Raw genomic sequence first — 19779 nt, 5'->3', positions numbered from 1 at the left:
GGTGCGGTCCAAGGCTCGGTCTGGTGCCCGGGGCTTCGCCAGGGAGCCACTGCAGGCTCGGTGGTTGAAATCCAGAGCACGACTGGACGGCCCGGACGTTACCCGCCGGTATGGCTTCTTCGACAGGGGGTTCCGGCGAGATGTTCGCTGCGTCACACGGATTGGTGTTCCTGTGCGCACAGTAGTCGACCCGCTAACTGACTGGCCAGTAACCCCAGGTTCGGCCGCCACTGTTCACGTATGCCCCACACGCCTACCCTTGATCGCCATGGCACCCACACCGGCCGGTGACGGCAGGACACGCATCCACGTGGTCAGCGATGTGCACGGCAACGTCCGCGACCTGGCCAGAGCCGGCGAGGGTGCCGACGCCCTGATCTGTCTCGGCGACCTGATCCTCTTCCTCGACTACGCCGACCACTCGCGCGGGATCTTCCCCGACCTGTTCGGCGTGGAGAACGCCCACCGCATCGTCGAGCTGCGCACCGCCCGCCGCTTCACGGAGGCCCGCGAGCTCGGCGCCCGCCTCTGGGCCGGCATCGAGGGCGACCGTGCCGCCGTGATCGAACAGGCGGTACGAGGGCAGTACGCGGAACTCTTCGCCGCGTTCCCGACCCCGACGTACGCCACCTACGGCAATGTCGACATGCCGCCCCTGTGGAAGGAGTACGCCCACGAGGGCATCACCGTGCTCGACGGCGAGCGGGCGGAGATCGGCGGCCGCGTCTTCGGCTTCGTCGGCGGCGGCCTGCGCACCCCCATGCGCACGCCGTACGAGATCGACGACGAGGAGTACGCGGCGAAGATCGAGGCGGTCGGTGAGGTCGACGTGCTGTGCACCCACATCCCCCCGGACGTACCCGAACTCGTCTACGACACCGTCGCCCGCCGCTTCGAGCGCGGCAGCCGGGCCCTGCTGGACGCCATCCGCCGCACCCGCCCCCGGTACGCGCTCTTCGGCCATGTCCACCAGCCACTGGTCCGCCGGATGCGGATCGGCTCGACCGAGTGCGTGAACGTGGGCCACTTCGCCGGCACCGGCCGGCCCTGGGTCCTGCGGTGGTGAGCGTTCCAGCCGATCACGCAGGTGGGGGTGGAGTCCGGCGGGCAGCCGCGCGGTAGCCTTCACGCTGCACACACGTGCGCACGACGACCTCTTCCCCATGGCTCGCGACGAGCAGGGGGGAGACCCCCGATACGGCCCGCATCTGGAGGAGCCACGGCGATGGCGGAACACACCAGCTCGAGCATCACGATCGAGGCGGCACCGGCCGACGTCATGGGGGTGATCGCCGACTTCGCCCGCTACCCCGACTGGACCGGCGAGGTCAAGGAGGCCGAGGTCCTCAAGACCGACGACCGGGGCCGCGCCGAGCAGGTCCGCCTCGTCATGGACGCGGGCGCCATCAAGGACGACCAGACCCTGGCGTACACCTGGACCGGCGCCAACGAGGTCTCCTGGACCCTGGTGAAGTCCCAGATGCTCCGCTCCCTGGACGGCTCCTACCTGCTGAAGCCCGCGGGCGCCGGCGCGACGGAGGTCACCTACCGCCTCACCGTCGACGTCAAGATCCCCATGCTCGGCATGATCAAGCGCAAGGCCGAGAAGGTCATCATCGACCGCGCGCTGGCCGGGCTGAAGCAGCGGGTCGAGTCGGGCGAACCTGGCGAGGCGGCCGAGGCGGCCGGGTCGGCCGGGTCGAGCGAGCCGGGCGAGAAGTAGTCACGGCGTCCGCGGCTGCGGGCGGGCCGCCGGGGGTGCGCTGTTTGGGGCGGTGACCGGTGGCTGCCCATGGCCCGACGGCGAGGGCTCTCGACGGCACCTGTCCCTGGCTGCCGGTCGTGGGTGGGCCGCCGGGGGGCAAGCCGTTTCGGGCGGTGACCGGTTGCCGTGCAAGCACTGGGGGCAACGGCCCACCCACGGCACATCTCCCCGGGCGCCGGCCGCGAGTGGGCCGAAGGGGCGCGCCGGCGCGGAGACGGCAGGGGGCAGGGGGGTCCCCTGCTCGTGAAGAGCCTGGGGGGAGCGCGGAGGCGCCGAGCACCATCGCCGTCCCGACACCGGCCGGGGCGCCCCGTAGGCGACCGAGCCATCAAACACAGCTACCGTTCAACCTCATGCGCACCCTGCTGATCACAGGCCCAGGCGGTTCCGGCCGTACCACGGTAGCCGCGGCCACCGCGATCACCGCCGCCCGCGAGGGCACCCCCACCCTCGTCCTCACCGCCGACCGCACCGACACTCTCGGCGCCGTGCTCGGCGTGCCCACGGGTGCGACCCCGGCCAGCGTCGCGGAGAACCTCACCGCCTGGCGTCCCGACGCCGCCGCCGGCTTCCGCGCCGACCTCGCCGCCTTCCAGGAGCGAGCCGCGAACGTCCTGGACCTCCTCGGAGCCTCCCGCCTGGACGCCGAGGAGGTCACCCCGCTGCCCGGCGCCGAGGAGCTGGCCCTGCTGCGCGCGCTGCGGGACGCGGCCCTCTCGGAGCGGTTCGAGCTGCTGGTCGTCGACCTGCCGCCCGTCCCGCAGGCCCTCGCCCTGCTCGCGCTGCCCGAGGAGCTGCGCCGCTATCTGCGCCGGCTGCTCCCGGCGGAGCGGCAGGCGGCCCGCGCGCTGCGCCCGGTCCTCGGCCGGCTCGCCGGTGTGCCCATGCCGGCGGAGTGGCTGTACGAGACGGCCGCCCGCTGGGACGTGGACCTGGCCGCCGTCGCCGCGGTCGTCGCCGACCCCGGCACCGCCGTCCGCCTGGTCGCCGAGCCCGGCCCGGCCGGCACCGACGCCGTCCGGGACGCCGCCCTGGGGCTGGCCGTTCGAGGCCTGACCACCGAGTCCCTGGTCGCGACCCGGGTGCTGCCCGAGGCCCCCGCGGACTCCTGGCTCGCCGGCCCGGTCGCCCAGCAGCGCAAGGCGCTCGACGAGTGGCGGGAGACGTACGACGTCCACCCGGCGGTCCACCTGGGCCGGGACCCGCGCGGCCCGGACGACCTGGCGGCCCTCGCGGTGCCCGGCGTCAACCCGGCGCCCGCCCCGGTCGAGTGGCCCGTCGCCGACCGCCCCGCCGAGGACGGCGACGGCCGGGTCCTGGTGTGGCACATCCCGCTGCCCGGCGCCATACGCGACGAGCTGGACCTCATCCGGCGCGGCGACGAACTCGTGCTCACCGCCGGGCCGTTCCGCCGCGTCGTGCCGCTGCCCTCGGCGCTGCGCCGGTGCACCGTCGACGGGGCCGCCCTGCGCGAGGGAGAGCTGCGCATCCGGTTCGTTCCGGACCCCGCGCTGTGGCCCCGCGAGAGGTGAAGCGAGCACCCCCGTTCGGGTAACGTCGTAAGGACGAAACGTAGTCAGGAGCCCGCCATGAGCGAAGAGCGCCCACCGTCCGACGCCGCTCAGGAGGAGACCGGCGACGAGGTCCGGGCGACCGACGCCGACGCCAATGCCGACGCCGATGCCTGGGCCACGGCCTGTGCCGAGGACCTCGCGGCGGAGAAGGCCAGGCGCCGCGCCGAGCACGGCCCGCCGCCCGGCTCGGCCGCCGAGGAGCTGCGCCGGCTCGTCGACACCGTCGCCGACAAGCTCTCGTCGATCCAAACGCCGCTGCTCGGCCCGGTCGCCGGACCGGCGGCCCAGCAGGTGGTCCGGCAGGTCGTGCAGCAGGCCAAGGCGGCCGTGGAGCCGGTCATAGACCGCAACCCGGACGTCTTCGACCACCTCGCGGCGGCCGGCGGTGAACTGCTCGCCGCCTACCGCTCGGCCGTCGCGGCCCAGGAGCGGCGCTGGACGAGCGGCACCAGCGCCCCGGAGGACGACCTGAAGAACCTGGAGGACCGTGACCGGGACCGCGGTCGCGACCGGGGCGAGGGCACCGGTGGCGGGGAGCGCATCGACCTGGACTGACCGGGCCCACCGCCCGCGAAGGGACCCTTGGGGCCGCCCGGCCCGTTCACCGGTCGGACGACGCGAATTCCACGGCAGGGCCTCGGGTACGGTTGGCCGTAGCGGGGCTCGACCGAAACTGAGGGATTCATGGGACTCACCATCGGCGTCGACATCGGCGGCACGAAGATCGCGGCCGGCGTGGTCGACGAGGAAGGCAACATCCTCTCGACCTTCAAGGTGCCCACTCCCACCACGCCCGAGGCCATCGTGGACGCCATCGCCTCGGCGGTGGAGGGCGCAAGCGCGGGGCACGACATCGTCGGCGTGGGCATCGGTGCCGCCGGATACGTCAACCGGCAGCGCTCCACGGTCTACTTCGCGCCCAACATCGACTGGCGCCAGGAGCCGCTGAAGGAGAAGGTCGAGGCCCGCGTGGGCCTGCCGGTCGTCGTGGAGAACGACGCCAACGCCGCGGCCTGGGGCGAGTACAAGTTCGGCGCCGGCAAGGGCCACCGCAACGTCATCTGCATCACGCTCGGCACCGGCCTCGGTGGCGGCATCATCATCGGCAACAAGCTGCGCCGCGGCCACTTCGGCGTGGCCGCCGAGTTCGGGCACATCCGGATGGTCCCGGACGGTCTGCTGTGCGGCTGCGGCTCGCAGGGCTGCTGGGAGCAGTACGCCTCGGGCCGCGCCCTGGTCAGATACGCCAAGCAGCGCGCCAACGCCACCCCGGAGAACGCCGAAGTGCTGCTTTCGCTCGGCGACGGCACCCCCGACGGCATCGAGGGCAAGCACATCTCGATGGCCGCCCGGCAGGGCGACCCGGTGGCCGTCGACTCCTACCGCGAGCTGGCCCGCTGGGCCGGTGCGGGCCTGGCCGACCTGGCCTCCCTCTTCGACCCCTCCGCCTTCATCGTCGGCGGCGGCCTCTCCGACGAGGGCGAGCTGGTCCTCGACCCGATCCGCAAGTCGTACAAGCGCTGGCTGGTCGGCGGCAACTGGCGCCCGGTCGCCGACGTGATCGCCGCGCAGCTGGGCAACAAGGCCGGCATGGTGGGCGCGGCGGACCTGGCCCGGGAGCCCGACCCGATCATGTGACACGGGTTTGTCGGCTCGGTCGCCTGCGGGGCGCCCCAGCCGGTGTCGACAGGACGATCGTGCTCAGCGCTTCGAGCCTTCGCGCTCCCCCAAGCTCTTGACGAGCAGGGGGACCCCCATGTCCTCTCGACACCGGCGGCGCCCCTTCGGCTCCCTCGCGGCCGGCGCCCGGGGAGATGTGCCGTGGGTGGGCCCTTGCCATGGATGAGCCCTTGCCGTGGGCTCGTGCACAGCCGGCGGTCACGGTCGCAGCCACCGGTCACGGCCCAGAACGGGGCGCCGCCGCGGCCCGACCGTGACCGGCACGCGGCGTATGTTGATCGTCATGCTGCTGCCCAACTCCAGCACCGAGTCCGAAGGTTCCGCCGTCGTCCGCGTCCTGAGCTACAACATCCGCTCGATGCGGGACGACACCGACGCCCTCGCCCGGGTGATCAGCGCCTGCGTGCCCGATCTCGTCCTCGTCCAGGAGGCGCCGCGCTTCTTCCGCTGGCGCAAGAAGCTCGCCCGGCTCGCGGCCGCCTCCGGGCTGGTGATCCTCACCGGGGGCGCCACGGCGGCGGGCCCGGCGATCCTGTGCTCGCTGCGGGCCACCGTCGAGCGCACCGAGGACGTACTGCTTCCGCTCACCCCCGGCCGGCACCGGCGGGGCTTCGCGACGGCGGTGGTCCGGTTCGGCGGCGCCCGGGCCGGGGTGCTCAGCTGCCACCTCTCCCTCGACAGGGAGGAGCGGTACGAGCAGGGCGGCATGCTGCTCGACCGGCTGGCCGGGATGGGTACGGAGCACGTGATCGCGGGCGGCGACCTCAACGAGCGGCCGGATGGCGCGACCTTCAGGCGTCTGGCCGGCCGGCTCCAGGACTGCTGGGCCACCGCACCCAGCGGCGCCGAGCACACCTGGACGCCCGCCGACCCCTACCAGCGCATCGACGCGGTCTTCGCCGGCCGCGGCATCGAGGTGCTCGGCTGCGGCGTGCCGCTCGGCCATCCCGGAGTGACCGAGGCGGACCTGCGGGCGGCCACGGACCACCTTCCGGTGCTGGCCGCCCTCAGGATTCCCGCGGTGCGCTAGTGCTGCGGCCGGAAAGGTTCACCGGCTCGCGACGCCCGGCACGGCACCTCGCCGTGTTGTCGCATCACCCGAGTACATCCGCAGTACGCGGGCGATGCTCCGCCTTGCGATGCACCGCACCGGACGCCGCGAGCTTTCCGGCAAACTTTCCGGCCACAGCACCAGGGATCAGACCACGGCCCCGCGGCCCGGGTCGTCGTCGTCGTCCTCGTCGTCCGTCTTCATCCGCGTCACCAGCGTCGCGAAGCCGCCGAGGAAGCCGCCGATGGCGAGGGTGGTGAGCCACCAGGTCATGTCCCAGCCGAACAGCACGGCCAGCAGGAGCAGGACGGGGCCGCCGACGACCCCCAGCCACGCGAACTTCGCGGTCACGTCCGCGTCCGGCAGCGGCGGCGGCTCCGGCGGTACGAAGTGGCCCTCGTCGTCCTCGTCGAAGTCCTCGTCGGACGGCTCACGCACCGCGTAGTCGCGGGGACCGACGCCGGGCGCGAAGGAGATGGAGCCGCCGAGCGGCCTCGCCGCGGCCGGCCTGCCCTCCTTCGGCCTGTCTTCCGCCGGCCGCTCCTCGCCGGGCATCTGCTGCTCGGGCGTCCCGCCCGTTCCGTCCGTCCCGCCCGTCCCGGTCGGGGCGGTCGTGCCTGTCGTGGGGTTCGTGCCGGTCGCTTCGTTCGTGTCGTCGGCGTCGATGTCCGGCAGCTTCAGATCCTCGACGGGCCGGTAGGGCTTCGCGCCCGGCGGGTCCGGCGGTTCCTTGCCGTACCCGGCGACGATCGCGGCCCAGGCGGCCTCCTCGTCGAGGGGGGCGCCCGCGCTCCCGGCGGGCCCGACCGACTCGACCGGCTCGACCGGCCCCACCGGCTCGCGGTCCCCGCGGTTCTCGCGTTCCTCGCGGTCGGAGTCGTGCTCAGCCACCTGCGGCCGTCCCTTCCTTGCCGACGCTGGGTGCGAGCCGGCCGATGAAGGCGAAGCTCTCCTCGAAGATCCGGTCCGCGTCGTGGTCCAACGTCGCGACGTGGTAGCTCTGTTCCAGCAGGATCTCGGTCACGTCCACCGAGGAGACCCGGCCGAGGATCCGGGCCGAGTCGGCGGGCGGCACCACATGGTCCTGGGGGCTGCGCAGGAGCAGCAGCGGCTGCGTGACCTGCGGGAGCTCGCCGTCGAGCAGCCGGAAGAAGGTTCTGAGCGAGTGGGCGGCGTGCAGCGGCACCCGGTCGTATCCCAGCTCGGCGGCGCCCTCCTTGGCGATGTCGCTGGCGATCCCCTTCGTCGTCCGCACGAGGTGGCGGGCCACCGGAAGGGCGTACGCGGACAGGCCGTGCACCTTGTTGGCCGGGTTGACGGCCACGACCCCGGCGACCGAGTCCCCGTGCCGGGCGGCCAGCCGCAGCGCCAGGGCGCCCCCCATGGAAAGACCGGCCACGAACACGTGCGCGCACTTCTCGCGCAGGGCGCGCAGCTCGCGGTCCACCTCCGCGTACCAGTCCTGCCAGCCGGTGAGCTGCATGTCCTCCCAGCGGGTGCCGTGCCCGGGCAGCAGCGGGAGCGACACGGTCAGAGCGCGCTCGGCGAGGAACTCCGCCCAGGGACGCAGCGACTGCGGGGAGCCGGTGAAACCGTGACAGAGGAGGACGCCGACCTCCCCGCCCTCATGGCGGAACGGCTCGGCTCCGGGGAGGACCGGCACGTCGGTCTCCTGTTCGTGGAAGGGGCTGGGCACGTCGATCGCGGGCACGCCGACGATTGCAGGTACTTCACCGTACGCGACGGCACTGACACCGACCAGGGCCGTCGGCTCCTTCGGCGGCACTTGGGGTTATGGTCTGATCGACACACACAGGAGGCACTCGGTTGTTCTACGGCACGATGAAGGTCGCCATCGGCGGGCCGCTGAAGCTCGCCTTCAGGCCCTGGGTGGAGGGACTGGAGAACATTCCGGCCGAGGGCCCCGCCATTCTGGCGAGCAATCACCTGTCCTTCTCGGACTCGTTCTTCCTGCCCGCGGTGCTCGACCGCAAGGTCACCTTCATCGCGAAGGCCGAGTACTTCACCACCCCCGGGGTGAAGGGCCGGCTGACCGCCGCGTTCTTCAAGGGCGTCGGCCAGCTTCCCGTGGACCGCTCCGGCGCGCGCGGCGCGGGTGAGGCGGCGGTCAGGAGCGGCATCGAGGTGCTGGAGCGCGGCGAGCTGTTCGGCATCTATCCCGAGGGCACCCGCTCGCCCGACGGCCGCCTCTACCGCGGCAAGCCGGGCGGCCTGGCGCGCGTGGCGCTGGCCACCGGGGCGCCCGTCATCCCGGTGGCCATGATCGACACGGAGAAGATCCAGCCGCCCGGGAAGGTCGTCCCCAAGCTGATGCGTCCGGGCATCCGTATCGGCAAGGCGCTGGACTTCAGCCGGTACCAGGGCATGGAGCACGACCGCTTCGTGCTGCGCGCGGTGACCGACGAGGTCATGTACGAGATCATGAAGCTCTCCGGCCAGGAGTACGTCGACATGTACGCGACCGCCGCCAAGCGGCAGATCGCGGAGGCGGCGAAGGCCGAGAAGGAGGCCGAGAAGGCGGCGAAGGCCGCGCTCGAGAAGGCGGCCAGGGAACAGGCCGCCAAGGAGCAGGCCGCCAAGGAGAAGAACGCGGAGTAGGGGAGCAGGGGAGCAGGGGAGCGGCGGCGTAGGCGAGCCGCCGAGGACGAAAAGGGGGGGGCATGCCCAGGCGTGAGCGTGTCATGAGGATGTCGGTCGAGCAGCCGCTGTGGCGTGCGCTCGCCGGATACCGGGTGCTGACCATGTTCTACGCGGTGGGCCTGTTCGCCACCGCCTACGACCGGTTCCCGCGCCCTGGCGTCGCCATCGCCTACTACTGCGTCCTTTTCGTGTGGACCCTCGCCACCCTGCCCAGGGTGGCGAGCGCGGCCAACTGCACCAGGCGCTTCCTCGCGCTCGACCTCGCCCTGGCGCTGACCGGCATCCTCCTCACACCCGTCGCCGACGCCCCCGCGCGGATCGCGGACGGCGGCCCGACGCTGCCGTCGATATGGACCGCCGGTTCCGTCCTCGCCTTCGCCATCAAGGGCGGCTGGCGCTGGGCCGCGTTCGCCTCGACGGCGGTCGCCGTCGTCAACCTGGCCGAGCGCGGCACTCCGGCCCGTGACACCGTGCACAACGTGATCCTGGTGTGGGTCGCCTCCATCGCCATCGGCTACGTCGTCGAGGTCGCCCGTGCCTCCGAGCGCACCCTCGCCCGCGCCCTGGAGATCGAGGCCGCGACCCGCGAACGGGAGCGACTGGCCCGGGACATCCACGACGGCGTGCTGCAGGTGCTGGCGATGGTGCAGCGGCGCGGGGCGGTCATCGGCGGCGAGGCGGCGGAGCTGGGCCGGCTGGCCGGGGAGCAGGAGGTGGCGCTGCGCACCCTGGTCTCCGGTGGGCTGGTCCCCGTCTCCCGGGTCTCGGAGGACGCGGCCGAGGGCGCGGTGGTCCGGCTGGTGGACGAGGAGCCCGACGAGAGCGGCCCGGTCGACCTGCGCGCCCTGCTCGCCCCGTACGCCGGCTCCCGGGTCAGCCTCGCCGAACCGGGTGCCCCGGTGCCGCTGCCCGCCCCCGTCGCCCGCGAGCTGGCCGCTGCCGTCAAGGCCGCGCTGGACAACGTCCGCAGGCACGCGGGCGAGGGCGCGCGGGCCTGGATCCTGGTCGAGGACGAGCCGGAGTCGGTGGTCGTGACGGTGCGGGACGACGGGCCCGGCATCCCGTCCGGGCGGCTCGCCCAGGCCGAGGGCGAGGGCCGGCTCGGCGTGGCGCAGTCGATCCGGGGCCGGCTGCGCGACATCGGCGGCACCGCCGAACTGATCTCGGTCCCGGGCCAGGGCACCGAGGTCGAACTGAACGTACCGAAGCACGCGAAGGACGCGAAGCGCGCGAACGATGTGAAGCACGCGAAGGACGCGAAGGACGCCACGAAGGCGCGGGGGAAGGCGGAGAGCCGATGAGCGGTGAGCGGGACCCGATCAGGGTCATGGTGGTCGACGACCACCCGATGTGGCGCGACGCCGTCGCGCGCGACCTGGCCGAGTCGGGCCTGGAGGTGGTCGCCACCGCCGGGGACGGCGAGCAGGCGGTGCGCCGCGCCAAGGCGGCCGTCCCCGACGTGCTCGTCCTGGACCTGAACCTGCCGGCGAAGCCCGGCGTACAGGTCTGCAAGGAGCTCGTCGCCGCCAATCCGGCGTTGCGCGTGCTGGTGCTGTCCGCGAGCGGTGAGCACGCCGACGTCCTGGAGGCGGTGAAGTCGGGTGCGACGGGCTATCTGCTGAAGTCGGCCTCGACACAGGAACTGCTGGACGCGGTGCGCCGTACGGCCGTGGGCGACCCGGTGTTCACGCCGGGCCTCGCCGGCCTGGTCCTCGGCGAGTACCGCCGCCTCGCCGCCGAGCCCGCGCCCGCCGCGGACACCGACGGTCCGAAGGCGCCCCGGCTCACCGACCGGGAGACGGAGGTGCTGCGCCTGGTCGCCAAGGGACTGAGCTACAAGCAGATCGCCGAGCGCCTGGTCATCTCCCACCGCACGGTCCAGAACCATGTGCAGAACACCCTCGGCAAGCTCCAGTTGCACAACCGCGTCGAGCTGGTGCGGTACGCCATCGAGCGGGGGCTTGACGGCGAGTAAGCCCGGGTACGCCACCCGGTCACTCTTTCGGGTGGATTTACCCTGACCAACTACCAGACATTTCACCGGAATTGACCCTCCAGTGCGCCCTTGAGTGATGTGCGTCACCCCTAGCGTGACCCCCACCAGGCAACCGTGGTGAAGGGACATTTCCATGCGGGTCGGAGTACTGACCGGAGGCGGTGACTGCCCCGGACTCAACGCCGTCATCCGGGGCGTCGTCCGCAAGGGCGTGCAGGAGTACGGCTACGACTTCGTCGGTTTCCGGGACGGCTGGCGGGGCCCCCTGGAGAACGACACGGTCGGCCTCGACATCCCCGCGGTGCGCGGCATCCTGCCCCGCGGCGGCACCATCCTCGGCTCCTCGCGCACCAATCCCCTCAAGCAGGAGAACGGCATCCGGCGGATCAAGGAGAACCTCGCCAAGCAGGAGGTCGAGGCGCTCATCGCGATCGGCGGCGAGGACACCCTCGGGGTGGCCGCGCGGCTCAGCGACGAGTACGGCGTGCCCTGTGTCGGCGTGCCCAAGACCATCGACAACGACCTGTCCGCCACCGACTACACCTTCGGCTTCGACACCGCGGTCGGCATCGCCACCGAGGCGATCGACCGGCTGCACACCACCGCCGAGTCCCACATGCGGGTCCTGGTCTGCGAGGTGATGGGCCGTCACGCCGGCTGGATCGCCCTCCACTCCGGTCTGGCCGGCGGTGCGAACGTCATCCTCATCCCCGAGCAGCGCTTCGACCTGGACCAGGTCTGCGCCTGGATCGCCTCCCGCTTCAAGGCGTCGTACGCCCCGATCGTGGTCGTCGCCGAGGGCGCCATGCCGAAGGACGGCGACATGGTCCTCAAGGACTCCTCACGCGACTCCTTCGGGCACGTACGGCTGTCCGGGGTCGGCGAGTGGCTGGCCAAGGAGATCGAGAGGCGGACCGGCAAGGAGGCCCGGACGACCGTGCTCGGGCACATCCAGCGCGGCGGCACCCCCAGCGCCTTCGACCGCTGGCTCGCCACCCGCTTCGGGCTGCACGCCATCGACTGCGTCCACGACGGCGACTTCGGCAGGATGGTCGCCCTGCGCGGCACCGGCATCGTCCGCGTCCCGATCGCGGAGGCCACCGCCAGGCTGAAGACGGTGGACCCCAAGCTGTACGAGGAGGCCGGGGTCTTCTTCGGCTGACCTCCGCCGCCCGACTCGCGTGTGACCTCCACTGGACCGGCAACCTGGGTATGGGCCGTATTCTCGGCCCATACCCACCAGAACGGGAGCCGTGATGGAGATCCTGGCCTTCGGAGTGCAGGCCGACGAAAAGCCCCTGATCGAGCACGCCTTCCGGGACCACCACGAGGTCCGCTGCGTGGAGGTCTTCCTCAACGAGGACACCGCCCCCATCGCCGCCGGCTACGAGATCGTCTCCTCCAGCGTCAACGCCGACCTCGGCGCCACCGTCCTTCAGACGCTCGCGGCGGGCGGCACCCGGATGATCGCCCAGCGCTCCACCGGCTTCAACAACATCGACCTCCACGTCGCCGAACGGCTCGGCCTGACGGTTGCCCGGGTGTCGTACTACTCGCCCTACGCCGTCGCCGAATTCGCCTGGACCCTCGCCCTCGCGGTCAACCGGCGCATCGTGCGGGCCTCCACCCGCACCCGCGACTTCGACTTCCGGCTCGACGGCCTGATGGGCCGTGACCTGCACGGCCGCACCGCCGGTGTGATCGGCACCGGCAAGATCGGCGAGGCGTTCGCCCGGATCGCCCACGGCTTCGGCATGCGGCTGCTCGGCTGGGACATCGCCGAGAACCCCGCCTGCATGGAACTCGGCATGAAGTACGTCTCCCGGGACGAGCTCCTGGCCGAGTCCGACCTGGTCTCCCTGCACGTCCCGCTGATGCCCGAGACCCAGAACCTCATCGACGAGGCCGCCCTGAAGGCGATGAAGGACGACGCGATCCTGGTGAACTCCAGCCGCGGCGGCCTGATCGACACCGCGGCCCTCGTCGCCGAACTGCGCGAGGGCCGCTTCACAGGCGTCGGCCTGGACGTGTACGAGGCCGAGGCGGGCCTCTTCTTCGTCGACCGGTCACTGGAGGCGATCGAGGACGACACCCTGGCCCGCCTGGTCACCTTCCCGAACGTGCTGGTCACGTCCCACCAGGCGTACTACACCGAGGACGCCGTCCGGCAGATCGTCGACACCACGGTGCGCAACGTACTCGACTACAAGGCGGGCCGCCGATCGGAGAACGTGCTGGTGCCGCGGAGCTGACCCACCAGCTCGGTGACGATCGCCGCGCCGTTGAGCGTCAGCACCGACTCCGGGTGGAACTGCACGCCCGCGACTGGATTCATGGGCGCGCCTCCGGCACGACCTGGCCCGCGCAGGGCGTGCACCTCGCCGGTCGCGCTCCGGCTCACCTCGATGCCCTGCGCGGCCAGCTCCGCGTGCGCCTCGTCGTCGCAGCGTGCCACGAAGCTGTTGTAGAAGCCGACCGTCTCGGTACGCCCGAACAGGTCGACGGTGGTCTGCGCGCCCTGGTACGGCACCTCCTTGCGGACGATTTCCAGGCCCAGCTCGGCCGCGATCAGCTCGTGCCCGAGGCAGACGCCGAGAACGCCGTGCGCGTGTTCCCCCCGGATCACCTCGGCGGTCAGCGCCCGCAGCAGGCGCATCTTCGGGTCGGTCAGGTCGCCGGGGTCGCCGGGGCCGGGCCCGATGACGACCGGCCCCTCGTGCGCGAGCACGGCGTCGTGCAGGCCGGCCTCGTCGTAGCGGCGCACGGTCACCTCAAGACCCGAGGACCGCAGCACGTGCGCGAGCATCGAGGTGAAGGTGTCCTCGCCGTCCACGACCAGGGCGTGCCCGGTCAGTTCGGCCCGCCGCTCCTGCATCCGCAGCCAGAACGGCGCCAGCGAGGCCCGCCGCCCGTCCAGCGCCGCCCGCACCCGCGGGTCCCCGGCCAGCCGCGGCAGTGCCCGCTCCGCACCCGGGCGGGCGGGCCGTACGCCGAGCGCCGCCAGTACGCCCGCCGCCTTGGCGTGCGTCTCCGCGACCTCGCCGGCCGGGTCCGAGCCGCGGACGAGGGTGGCGCCGACGGGAACGCGCAGCCGCCCGGCCGCGTCGATGTCGGCGGTGCGGATGAGGATGGGGGAGTCCAGGGTCTGCGCGCCGCCGGAGTCGCGGCCCAGGAGCGCGAGAGCCCCCGCGTAGTACCCGCGCCCTCCGGCCTCGTGGCGCTCGATGACCCGGCAGGCGTTCTGCACGGGCGAGCCGGTGACGGTCGCCGCGAACATGGTCTCCTTCAGCACCTCGCGCACGTCCAGGGACGACCGGCCGCGCAGCTCGTACTCGGTGTGCGCGAGGTGCGCCATCTCCTTCAGCCGCGGCCCGACGACGACCCCGCCCATGTCGCCGACGGTGCACATCATCTTCAGTTCCTCGTCGACGACCATCGACAGCTCCTCGATCTCCTTGCCGTCGGCGAGGAAGTCCAGCAGCTGCCCGGGCGTCGGCCCCTGGGCCGGATAGCGGTACGTACCGCTGATCGGGTTCATGACGACCGTGCCGCCGGACATCCGCACGTGCACCTCGGGACTGGCACCCACCAGCGTCCGGTCCCCGGTGTGGACCACGAACGTCCAGTACGCACCCCGCTCGCCCTCCAGCAGCCGCCGGAACAGCGCCAGCGCGTCGGCCCGGGAGAAGTCCGGGATCTCACCCTCGTAGGTCCGGCGGATCACGAAGTTCGCGCCCTCGCCCGCGCCGATCTCGTCGTGCAGCACCCGCCCGACGATTGCCGCGTACTCCTCGTCGCCGACGTCGAACCCGCCGCCCTCGACGCGGACCTCGTGCGCGGGGAGCTGAGCCAGCGCCTCGGCGAGCGGGACCGCGTACGTCTCGTCGGGGGTCAGCACGGTCAGCGGGGTGCCGTCGTCGCGCACGTCGAAGCCGCGCTCGCGGATCTGGCGGAACGGGACCAGCGCCAGGCCCTCGTCCGGCAGGTCGGCCAGGCGCTCGCGGGTGCTCACCGGGCCGAGGAACAGCTCGACCAGGTCGTGGTCGTGCCCCGGGGTGCGGCGGCGGAGCAGGGCGAAGGGGCGGGGATCGTGCAGCAGCCGTGCCAGGTCCATGGTTCCTCTTCCGTGGATTTGGTCGAATCCGTCGATGTCGAGTCGATGTCGGTGAGGAACGGCCGCCCGGGCGCCGAGAACGCCGAAGGCCGCCCCTCGGGCGGCCTTCGCGAAGTGGGTTACGCGCAGTCAGCGGGCCGCCGGAGAAGCGGTCCACCACCAGTTCTGGTTCTGGGTCGAGTGCGCGAACATGCCCGGCACCCTACCACCCGGTCCGGCCCGACTCCGGTCCGCCCACGCCTTCGCCCGGACGCACCACACGCCGGTTTCCCGGGGGCGCGCGGGGTGGAAGAGGGCGTCCGTCACACGAGAGCCGATTGCCGTCCCGGTTCTCCCAGTCCTTCTTCCGCGCCCTTCTTCCCCCGCCCCAGTTCCGCAGCCCCTCTTCAACAGCACTCGTGCCCGACCGAGGAGTCAGCCATTTCCGCACCACGATCACCATGGCCACGCCGCCGGACCGGACTACGGGCCCTGCGCGCGCTCACGACACTGACCGCCTGCGCGGCCCTCGGCGCCGGCGCGCCCGCCACCGCCGCGCCCTCGCCCGACCACGGCACCAGGACCGTCGACTACCGCGGCCACACCTTCACCGTTCCCGCCGACTGGCAGGTCGTCGACCTCGAACGGGACCCGACGGCCTGCGTCCGCTTCGACCGGCACGCCGTCTACCTCGGCACACCGGGCGAGCGCCAGGACTGCCCGGCCCGCGCCACGGGACGCACCGAGTCCCTCTGGGTGCAGCCCGCCACCACCCCCACCAAGAGCGCCGTGACCGAGAACCGCACGGCCCAGGTCTACCGGGCGAGCGCCGACGGAATCGCCGTGACGGCCGTGTACGGCGGCGACCGGGAGCGGATCCGGCGGGTCCTGGACAGCGCCGGACTGCCCGTGGCCGCCGCCCGCGCCGAGAAGCCGGCCGGGGCCGCCCCCACGAACACCGTCCCCGCCGTCGCGACCACCCACCAGGGCAGGGGCTTCGACGCCTGCACCGCGCCGGGCCAGACGTCCATGAACGCCTGGAAGACCGCCTCGCCCTACTCGGCGATCGGCATCTACATCGGCGGTGTCAACCGTGCCTGCAACCAGACGAAGCTGACCGCGCAGTGGGTGCAGACGCAGTACGCGAACGGGTGGCGCTTCTTCCCGCTCTACGTCGGGCCGCAGTCCAGTGCCAGCAGCTGCGGGGACGCCTGCACCGCCATCACCGATCCGGTGCCGCAGGGCAGGGCCGCCGCCGAGGACGCGGTCGCGCAGGCCGGCGCGCTCGGGCTGGACAAGGGCACCGTGATCTACAACGACCTGGAGCAGTACGACCGGGGCGGAACCGTCACCGCACAGGTGCTCGACTACCTCAAGGCCTGGACCGTACGGCTGCACGAGCTGGGCTTCCGTTCCGGTGCGTACGGCAGCGTCTCGTCCCTCGTCGCCGACCTGGTGGCCAACGCGAGGACGACCACCCTGCCCGACGTGATCCACTTCGCCCGCTGGAACGACGACGACACCACCGCCGACCCGGCCCTCCCGGCCAGCCTGTGGCCGGACCACCAGCGCATCCACCAGTACGCGGGGGACCAGAGGGAGACGTACGGTGAGGTGACCATCAACATCGACCGCAACCAGCTGGACGTCGGCAGCGGTACCCCGTGAGTCCGGGATCTGTCTCAAACAATGAGCAGATGAATGGCCTCGCGAGGCGACCCCGTAATGTTTAGGGGGTGACCGTGAACGCTAAGACCAGCGCCGGCGCTGGCAACACCTGGCGAGACCTGCCCGCGGCGCAGCAGCCCGAGTACCCCGACCCCGAGGCTCTGCGCGCAGTGATCGCGGACCTCGAGTCGTATCCGCCGCTCGTCTTCGCGGGCGAGTGCGACCAGCTGCGCGCCCGGATGGCGGCCGTCGCCAAGGGAGAGGCGTTCCTCCTCCAGGGCGGCGACTGCGCCGAGGCCTTCGACGCGGTGTCCGCCGACCAGATCCGCAACAAGCTCAAGACCCTGCTCCAGATGGGCGCCGTGCTGACGTACGCCGCCTCGGTGCCGGTGGTCAAGGTCGGCCGGATCGCCGGCCAGTACTCCAAGCCGCGCTCCAAGCCCACCGAGACCCGCGACGGGGTGACGCTGCCGACCTACCGGGGCGACTCCGTCAACGGCTTCGACTTCACCGAGGCGGCCCGTGTCCCGGACCCGGAGCGGCTGAAGCGGATGTACCACGCGTCCGCCTCCACGCTGAACCTGGTGCGCGCCTTCACCACCGGCGGCTACGCCGACCTGCGCCAGGTGCACGCCTGGAACCAGGACTTCGTGAGGTCCTCCCCGTCCGGTCAGCGCTACGAGCAGCTGGCGCGGGAGATCGACAACGCGCTGAACTTCATGCGGGCCTGCGGCACGGACCCGGAGGAGTTCAAGACCGTCGAGTTCTACTCCTCGCACGAGGCGCTGCTGCTCGACTACGAGTCGGCTCTCACCCGGGTCGACTCGCGCACCGGACGGCTGTACGACGTCTCGGCGCACATGGTGTGGATCGGTGAGCGCACCCGGCAGCTGGACCACGCGCACATCGAGTTCGCCTCGAAGATCCGCAACCCCATCGGCATCAAGCTCGGCCCGTCGACGACGGCCGAGGAGGCGCTGCAGTACATCGAGCGCCTCGACCCCGACCGGGAGCCGGGCCGGCTGACCTTCATCGTCCGGATGGGCGCCGACAAGATCCGCGACAAGCTCCCCGAGCTGGTGGAGAAGGTCACGGCGTCCGGAGCGGTGGTGGCCTGGGTGACCGACCCGATGCACGGCAACACCTTCGAGGCGGCCTCGGGGCACAAGACCCGCCGCTTCGACGACGTGCTCGACGAGGTCAAGGGCTTCTTCGAGGTGCACAAGGGCCTTGGCACCCACCCGGGCGGGATCCATGTCGAGCTCACCGGTGACGACGTCACCGAGTGCGTGGGCGGCGGCGACGAGATCTTCGTCGACGACCTGCACCAGCGCTACGAGACGGCCTGCGACCCGCGGCTGAACCGCAGCCAGTCCCTGGACCTGGCGTTCCTCGTCGCGGAGATGTACCGGGACCAGTAGAGGTACCGGGATCGGTAGTCACCCTGGGGCGCGGATCACACGGGATCCGCGCCCTTCCCACTTTTGCGTCCACTCCGGGGCGGGTAAGGTTAGGTTTGCCTCACCGGAAAACGGGACGGCAGTGATACAGCGATCCCGTCGGGAGGTGAATCCGCGTGTACGTCTGCAGCTGCTTCGGCGTCACCGAGGCGCAGGTGAAGAAGCACGCGGGGGACGGTGCCTGCACCCCCCGCCAGATCGCCTCCGCCTGCAAGGCCGGCACCGACTGTGGGTCGTGCGTACGTCGGATTCAGGCCATCCTCGGCCGTGGGGCGTGCCCGCGCCGCGAGACGGCCGGCCAGGGCAGGCCGTTGCTCCCGGAGCTCGACGAGGCCACGGGCCTCCCCGAAGCCGCCTGACCCGGAGCCCGTGCTGCGACCGGAAAGGTTCACCGGCTCGCGACGCCCGGCACGGCACCTCGCCGCGTTGTCGCAGCACCCGAGTACATCCAGTACGCGGGCGATGCTCCGCCCTGCGATGCACCGCACCGGACGCCGCGAGCTCTCCGGCAAACCGCTCCGGCGACAGCACTAGCTCTCCGGCTGCTCGATCAGCTGGGCGATGTAGAGCGCCTCGCCGAGCTTGTCCAGCAGCTCCAGCTGGGTGTCCAGGTAGTCGATGTGGTGCTCCTCGTCCGCGAGGATGTCCTCGAAGATGTTGGCGGACGTGATGTCGCCCTTCTCGCGCATCATCTTGATCCCGCGCCGCAGCCGGTCGATGGCCTCGGCCTCGATCTGCCGGTCCGCCTCGAACATCTCCTTGACCGTCTGCCCCACCCGGACATGGAAGAGCCGCTGGTAGTTGGGCAGGCCCTCGAGGAACAGGATCCGGTCGGTGAGCACCTCGGCATGCTTCATCTCGTCGAACGACTCGCGCCGGGTGTACTTGGCGAGCTTGTACCAGCCGAGGTTCTCCTGCATCTTCGCGTGCAGGAAGTACTGGTTGATCGCGGTGAGCTCGCCGGTGAGCTGTTCGTTGAGGAATTCGATGACCTCTGGGTCGCCCTGCATCGCAGAGGCTCCTTCCGCGCGGGGAACTGGCAGGCTGCGCCGCATGATTTCACCGGCGCACACGACCGTCCAGTAAGTACATGCTTAGTACGAGTTGCCCGAATCGGTCCGGGGCTGGTCATGTGCACCCCCTCCGGTCTGTCAGGATGGAGGCATGGGTCAGCCGGCGGAACGCGCATCTGGGGACGCGTCTGGAGCAGTGCCGGGGGGCGCGGCGCAGCCGGAGCTTCCGCCGGGGCAGCGACTTCAGCGGGGCTGGCCGGTGACGCACTACGGGCCGGTGCCCAAGTTCCGGCCGGAGCGCTGGGAGTTCCGGGTCTTCGGCGCCACCGCCGACGGCGAGAAGCACTGCTGGTCGCACGAGGAGTTCACGGCCCTGCCGTACACCACCGTGGTGGCCGACCTGCACTGCGTCACGAAGTTCAGCATGCTCGGCGCCGAGTGGGGCGGCATCCCCGCCCGCACCATCCTGGACATCGCCCCGCCCGGGCCGAACGTCACCCATGTGATGGTGTGGGCGGAGTACGGCTTCAGCTCCAACCTGCGCCTTGCGGACTTCGCCGCCGAGCGCACCCTCTTCGCCACCCACAAGGACGGCGAACTGCTCACCGCCGAGCACGGCTTCCCGCTCCGCCTGATCGTCCCCCACCTGTACGCCTGGAAGGGCCCCAAGTGGGTGCGCGGCGTGGAGTACATGACGGCCGACCGCCGAGGCTTCTGGGAGGAGCGCGGCTACCACAACATCGGCGATCCCTGGAAGGAACAGCGCTACTCCTACCAGGAGGAACCGGAGGACGGGCCCGAGCTGTGACGCCGTGGAC

Annotated in this window: 20 protein-coding genes; 15 read left to right on the top strand and 5 right to left on the bottom strand. The window is 71.7% G+C overall.

Translation table 11 applies throughout. The features are described 5' to 3' along the window. Positions 1 to 268: 268 nt before the first annotated feature. The 6 genes from ACH4UM_RS09680 to ACH4UM_RS09655 all read left to right on the top strand — a co-directional run bounded on the left by ACH4UM_RS09680 (position 269) and on the right by ACH4UM_RS09655 (position 6049). Complete coding sequence (locus ACH4UM_RS09680; RefSeq protein WP_398175855.1) at positions 269 to 1066, top strand: metallophosphoesterase; 798 nt, start codon at positions 269 to 271, stop codon at positions 1064 to 1066. 159 nt (positions 1067 to 1225) lie between these two features. Next, positions 1226 to 1723, top strand: coding sequence for an SRPBCC family protein (locus ACH4UM_RS09675; protein WP_398175853.1), 498 nt, complete (start codon positions 1226 to 1228; stop codon positions 1721 to 1723). A 395-nt stretch (positions 1724 to 2118) separates the two neighbouring features. Continuing rightward, a complete protein-coding gene (locus ACH4UM_RS09670) occupies positions 2119 to 3297 on the top strand; it encodes an ArsA family ATPase (protein WP_398175851.1) in 1179 nt (392 codons plus the stop codon). A 57-nt stretch (positions 3298 to 3354) separates the two neighbouring features. After that, on the top strand, positions 3355 to 3894 hold the full coding sequence (locus ACH4UM_RS09665; protein ID WP_398175849.1) for a DUF5304 family protein: 540 nt from the start codon (positions 3355 to 3357) through the stop codon (positions 3892 to 3894). A gap of 129 nt (positions 3895 to 4023) precedes the next feature. Further along, a complete protein-coding gene (locus tag ACH4UM_RS09660) occupies positions 4024 to 4977 on the top strand; it encodes an ROK family glucokinase (protein WP_398175847.1) in 954 nt (317 codons plus the stop codon). A 313-nt stretch (positions 4978 to 5290) separates the two neighbouring features. Then, complete coding sequence (locus ACH4UM_RS09655) at positions 5291 to 6049, top strand: endonuclease/exonuclease/phosphatase family protein (RefSeq protein ID WP_398175845.1); 759 nt, start codon at positions 5291 to 5293, stop codon at positions 6047 to 6049. Between the two features lie 168 nt (positions 6050 to 6217). Here ACH4UM_RS09655 and ACH4UM_RS09650 read toward each other — a convergent pair whose 3' ends face one another. Then, complete coding sequence (locus ACH4UM_RS09650) at positions 6218 to 6961, bottom strand: hypothetical protein (RefSeq protein WP_398175843.1); 744 nt, start codon at positions 6959 to 6961, stop codon at positions 6218 to 6220. Beyond that, on the bottom strand, positions 6954 to 7733 hold the full coding sequence (locus tag ACH4UM_RS09645; protein ID WP_398175939.1) for an alpha/beta hydrolase: 780 nt from the start codon (positions 7731 to 7733) through the stop codon (positions 6954 to 6956). Before ACH4UM_RS09645 ends, ACH4UM_RS09650 begins: the two co-directional genes overlap by 8 nt. Positions 7734 to 7912: 179 nt before the next feature. On the opposite strand from ACH4UM_RS09645, the gene ACH4UM_RS09640 reads away from it, so the two are divergent. The 5 genes from ACH4UM_RS09640 to ACH4UM_RS09620 all read left to right on the top strand — a co-directional run bounded on the left by ACH4UM_RS09640 (position 7913) and on the right by ACH4UM_RS09620 (position 12979). Then, on the top strand, positions 7913 to 8689 hold the full coding sequence (locus ACH4UM_RS09640; RefSeq protein WP_398175937.1) for a lysophospholipid acyltransferase family protein: 777 nt from the start codon (positions 7913 to 7915) through the stop codon (positions 8687 to 8689). Positions 8690 to 8751: 62 nt separating this feature from the next. Next, positions 8752 to 10032 carry a MacS family sensor histidine kinase gene (macS, locus tag ACH4UM_RS09635; RefSeq protein ID WP_398175841.1) on the top strand — a complete coding sequence of 427 codons (1281 nt, stop codon included), beginning with the start codon at positions 8752 to 8754 and terminating at the stop codon, positions 10030 to 10032. Continuing rightward, positions 10029 to 10706 carry a response regulator gene (locus ACH4UM_RS09630; RefSeq protein ID WP_398175839.1) on the top strand — a complete coding sequence of 226 codons (678 nt, stop codon included), beginning with the start codon at positions 10029 to 10031 and terminating at the stop codon, positions 10704 to 10706. Before macS ends, ACH4UM_RS09630 begins: the two co-directional genes overlap by 4 nt. A 154-nt stretch (positions 10707 to 10860) precedes the next feature. After that, on the top strand, positions 10861 to 11889 hold the full coding sequence (locus ACH4UM_RS09625) for a 6-phosphofructokinase (protein ID WP_398175837.1): 1029 nt from the start codon (positions 10861 to 10863) through the stop codon (positions 11887 to 11889). A gap of 94 nt (positions 11890 to 11983) precedes the next feature. Next, entirely contained in the window at positions 11984 to 12979 is a 996-nt protein-coding gene (locus ACH4UM_RS09620) for a 2-hydroxyacid dehydrogenase (RefSeq protein ID WP_398175835.1), read from the top strand. Here the strand turns inward: ACH4UM_RS09620 and ACH4UM_RS09615 are convergent. Both ACH4UM_RS09615 and ACH4UM_RS09610 read right to left on the bottom strand, forming a co-directional pair. Next, entirely contained in the window at positions 12931 to 14841 is a 1911-nt protein-coding gene (locus tag ACH4UM_RS09615) for an anthranilate synthase family protein (RefSeq protein WP_398175833.1), read from the bottom strand. The two genes, ACH4UM_RS09620 and ACH4UM_RS09615, sit on opposite strands and share 49 nt — an antisense overlap. A 129-nt stretch (positions 14842 to 14970) precedes the next feature. Further along, the gene (locus ACH4UM_RS09610; RefSeq protein ID WP_358864531.1) at positions 14971 to 15033 is read right to left on the bottom strand and encodes a trp operon leader peptide; all 63 of its coding nucleotides are present in this window, start codon (positions 15031 to 15033) and stop codon (positions 14971 to 14973) included. 93 nt (positions 15034 to 15126) lie between these two features. Between ACH4UM_RS09610 and ACH4UM_RS09605 the strand changes: the two genes are divergently transcribed. The 3 genes from ACH4UM_RS09605 to ACH4UM_RS09595 all read left to right on the top strand — a co-directional run bounded on the left by ACH4UM_RS09605 (position 15127) and on the right by ACH4UM_RS09595 (position 18307). Continuing rightward, entirely contained in the window at positions 15127 to 16488 is a 1362-nt protein-coding gene (locus ACH4UM_RS09605) for a glycoside hydrolase domain-containing protein (RefSeq protein WP_398175831.1), read from the top strand. 68 nt (positions 16489 to 16556) lie between these two features. After that, positions 16557 to 17909, top strand: a complete 1353-nt coding sequence (locus ACH4UM_RS09600; RefSeq protein ID WP_398175829.1) for a class II 3-deoxy-7-phosphoheptulonate synthase — start codon at positions 16557 to 16559, stop codon at positions 17907 to 17909. A gap of 155 nt (positions 17910 to 18064) precedes the next feature. Further along, entirely contained in the window at positions 18065 to 18307 is a 243-nt protein-coding gene (locus tag ACH4UM_RS09595; RefSeq protein WP_398175827.1) for a bacterioferritin-associated ferredoxin, read from the top strand. Positions 18308 to 18478: 171 nt separating this feature from the next. Here ACH4UM_RS09595 and bfr read toward each other — a convergent pair whose 3' ends face one another. Beyond that, positions 18479 to 18958 (bottom strand): bacterioferritin, encoded by a 480-nt coding sequence (bfr, locus tag ACH4UM_RS09590; protein ID WP_398175825.1) that lies wholly within the window; start codon positions 18956 to 18958, stop codon positions 18479 to 18481. Positions 18959 to 19112: 154 nt separating this feature from the next. Between bfr and ACH4UM_RS09585 the strand changes: the two genes are divergently transcribed. Beyond that, positions 19113 to 19769: a sulfite oxidase-like oxidoreductase gene (locus ACH4UM_RS09585; protein WP_398175823.1), complete on the top strand. Its 657-nt coding sequence runs from the start codon at positions 19113 to 19115 to the stop codon at positions 19767 to 19769. Positions 19770 to 19779: the final 10 nt, after the last annotated feature.

Source organism: Streptomyces sp. NPDC020801, assembly GCF_044334385.1.
GTDB lineage: Bacteria > Actinomycetota > Actinomycetes > Streptomycetales > Streptomycetaceae > Streptomyces.
This window is presented reverse-complemented; position numbering and strand designations above follow the sequence as displayed.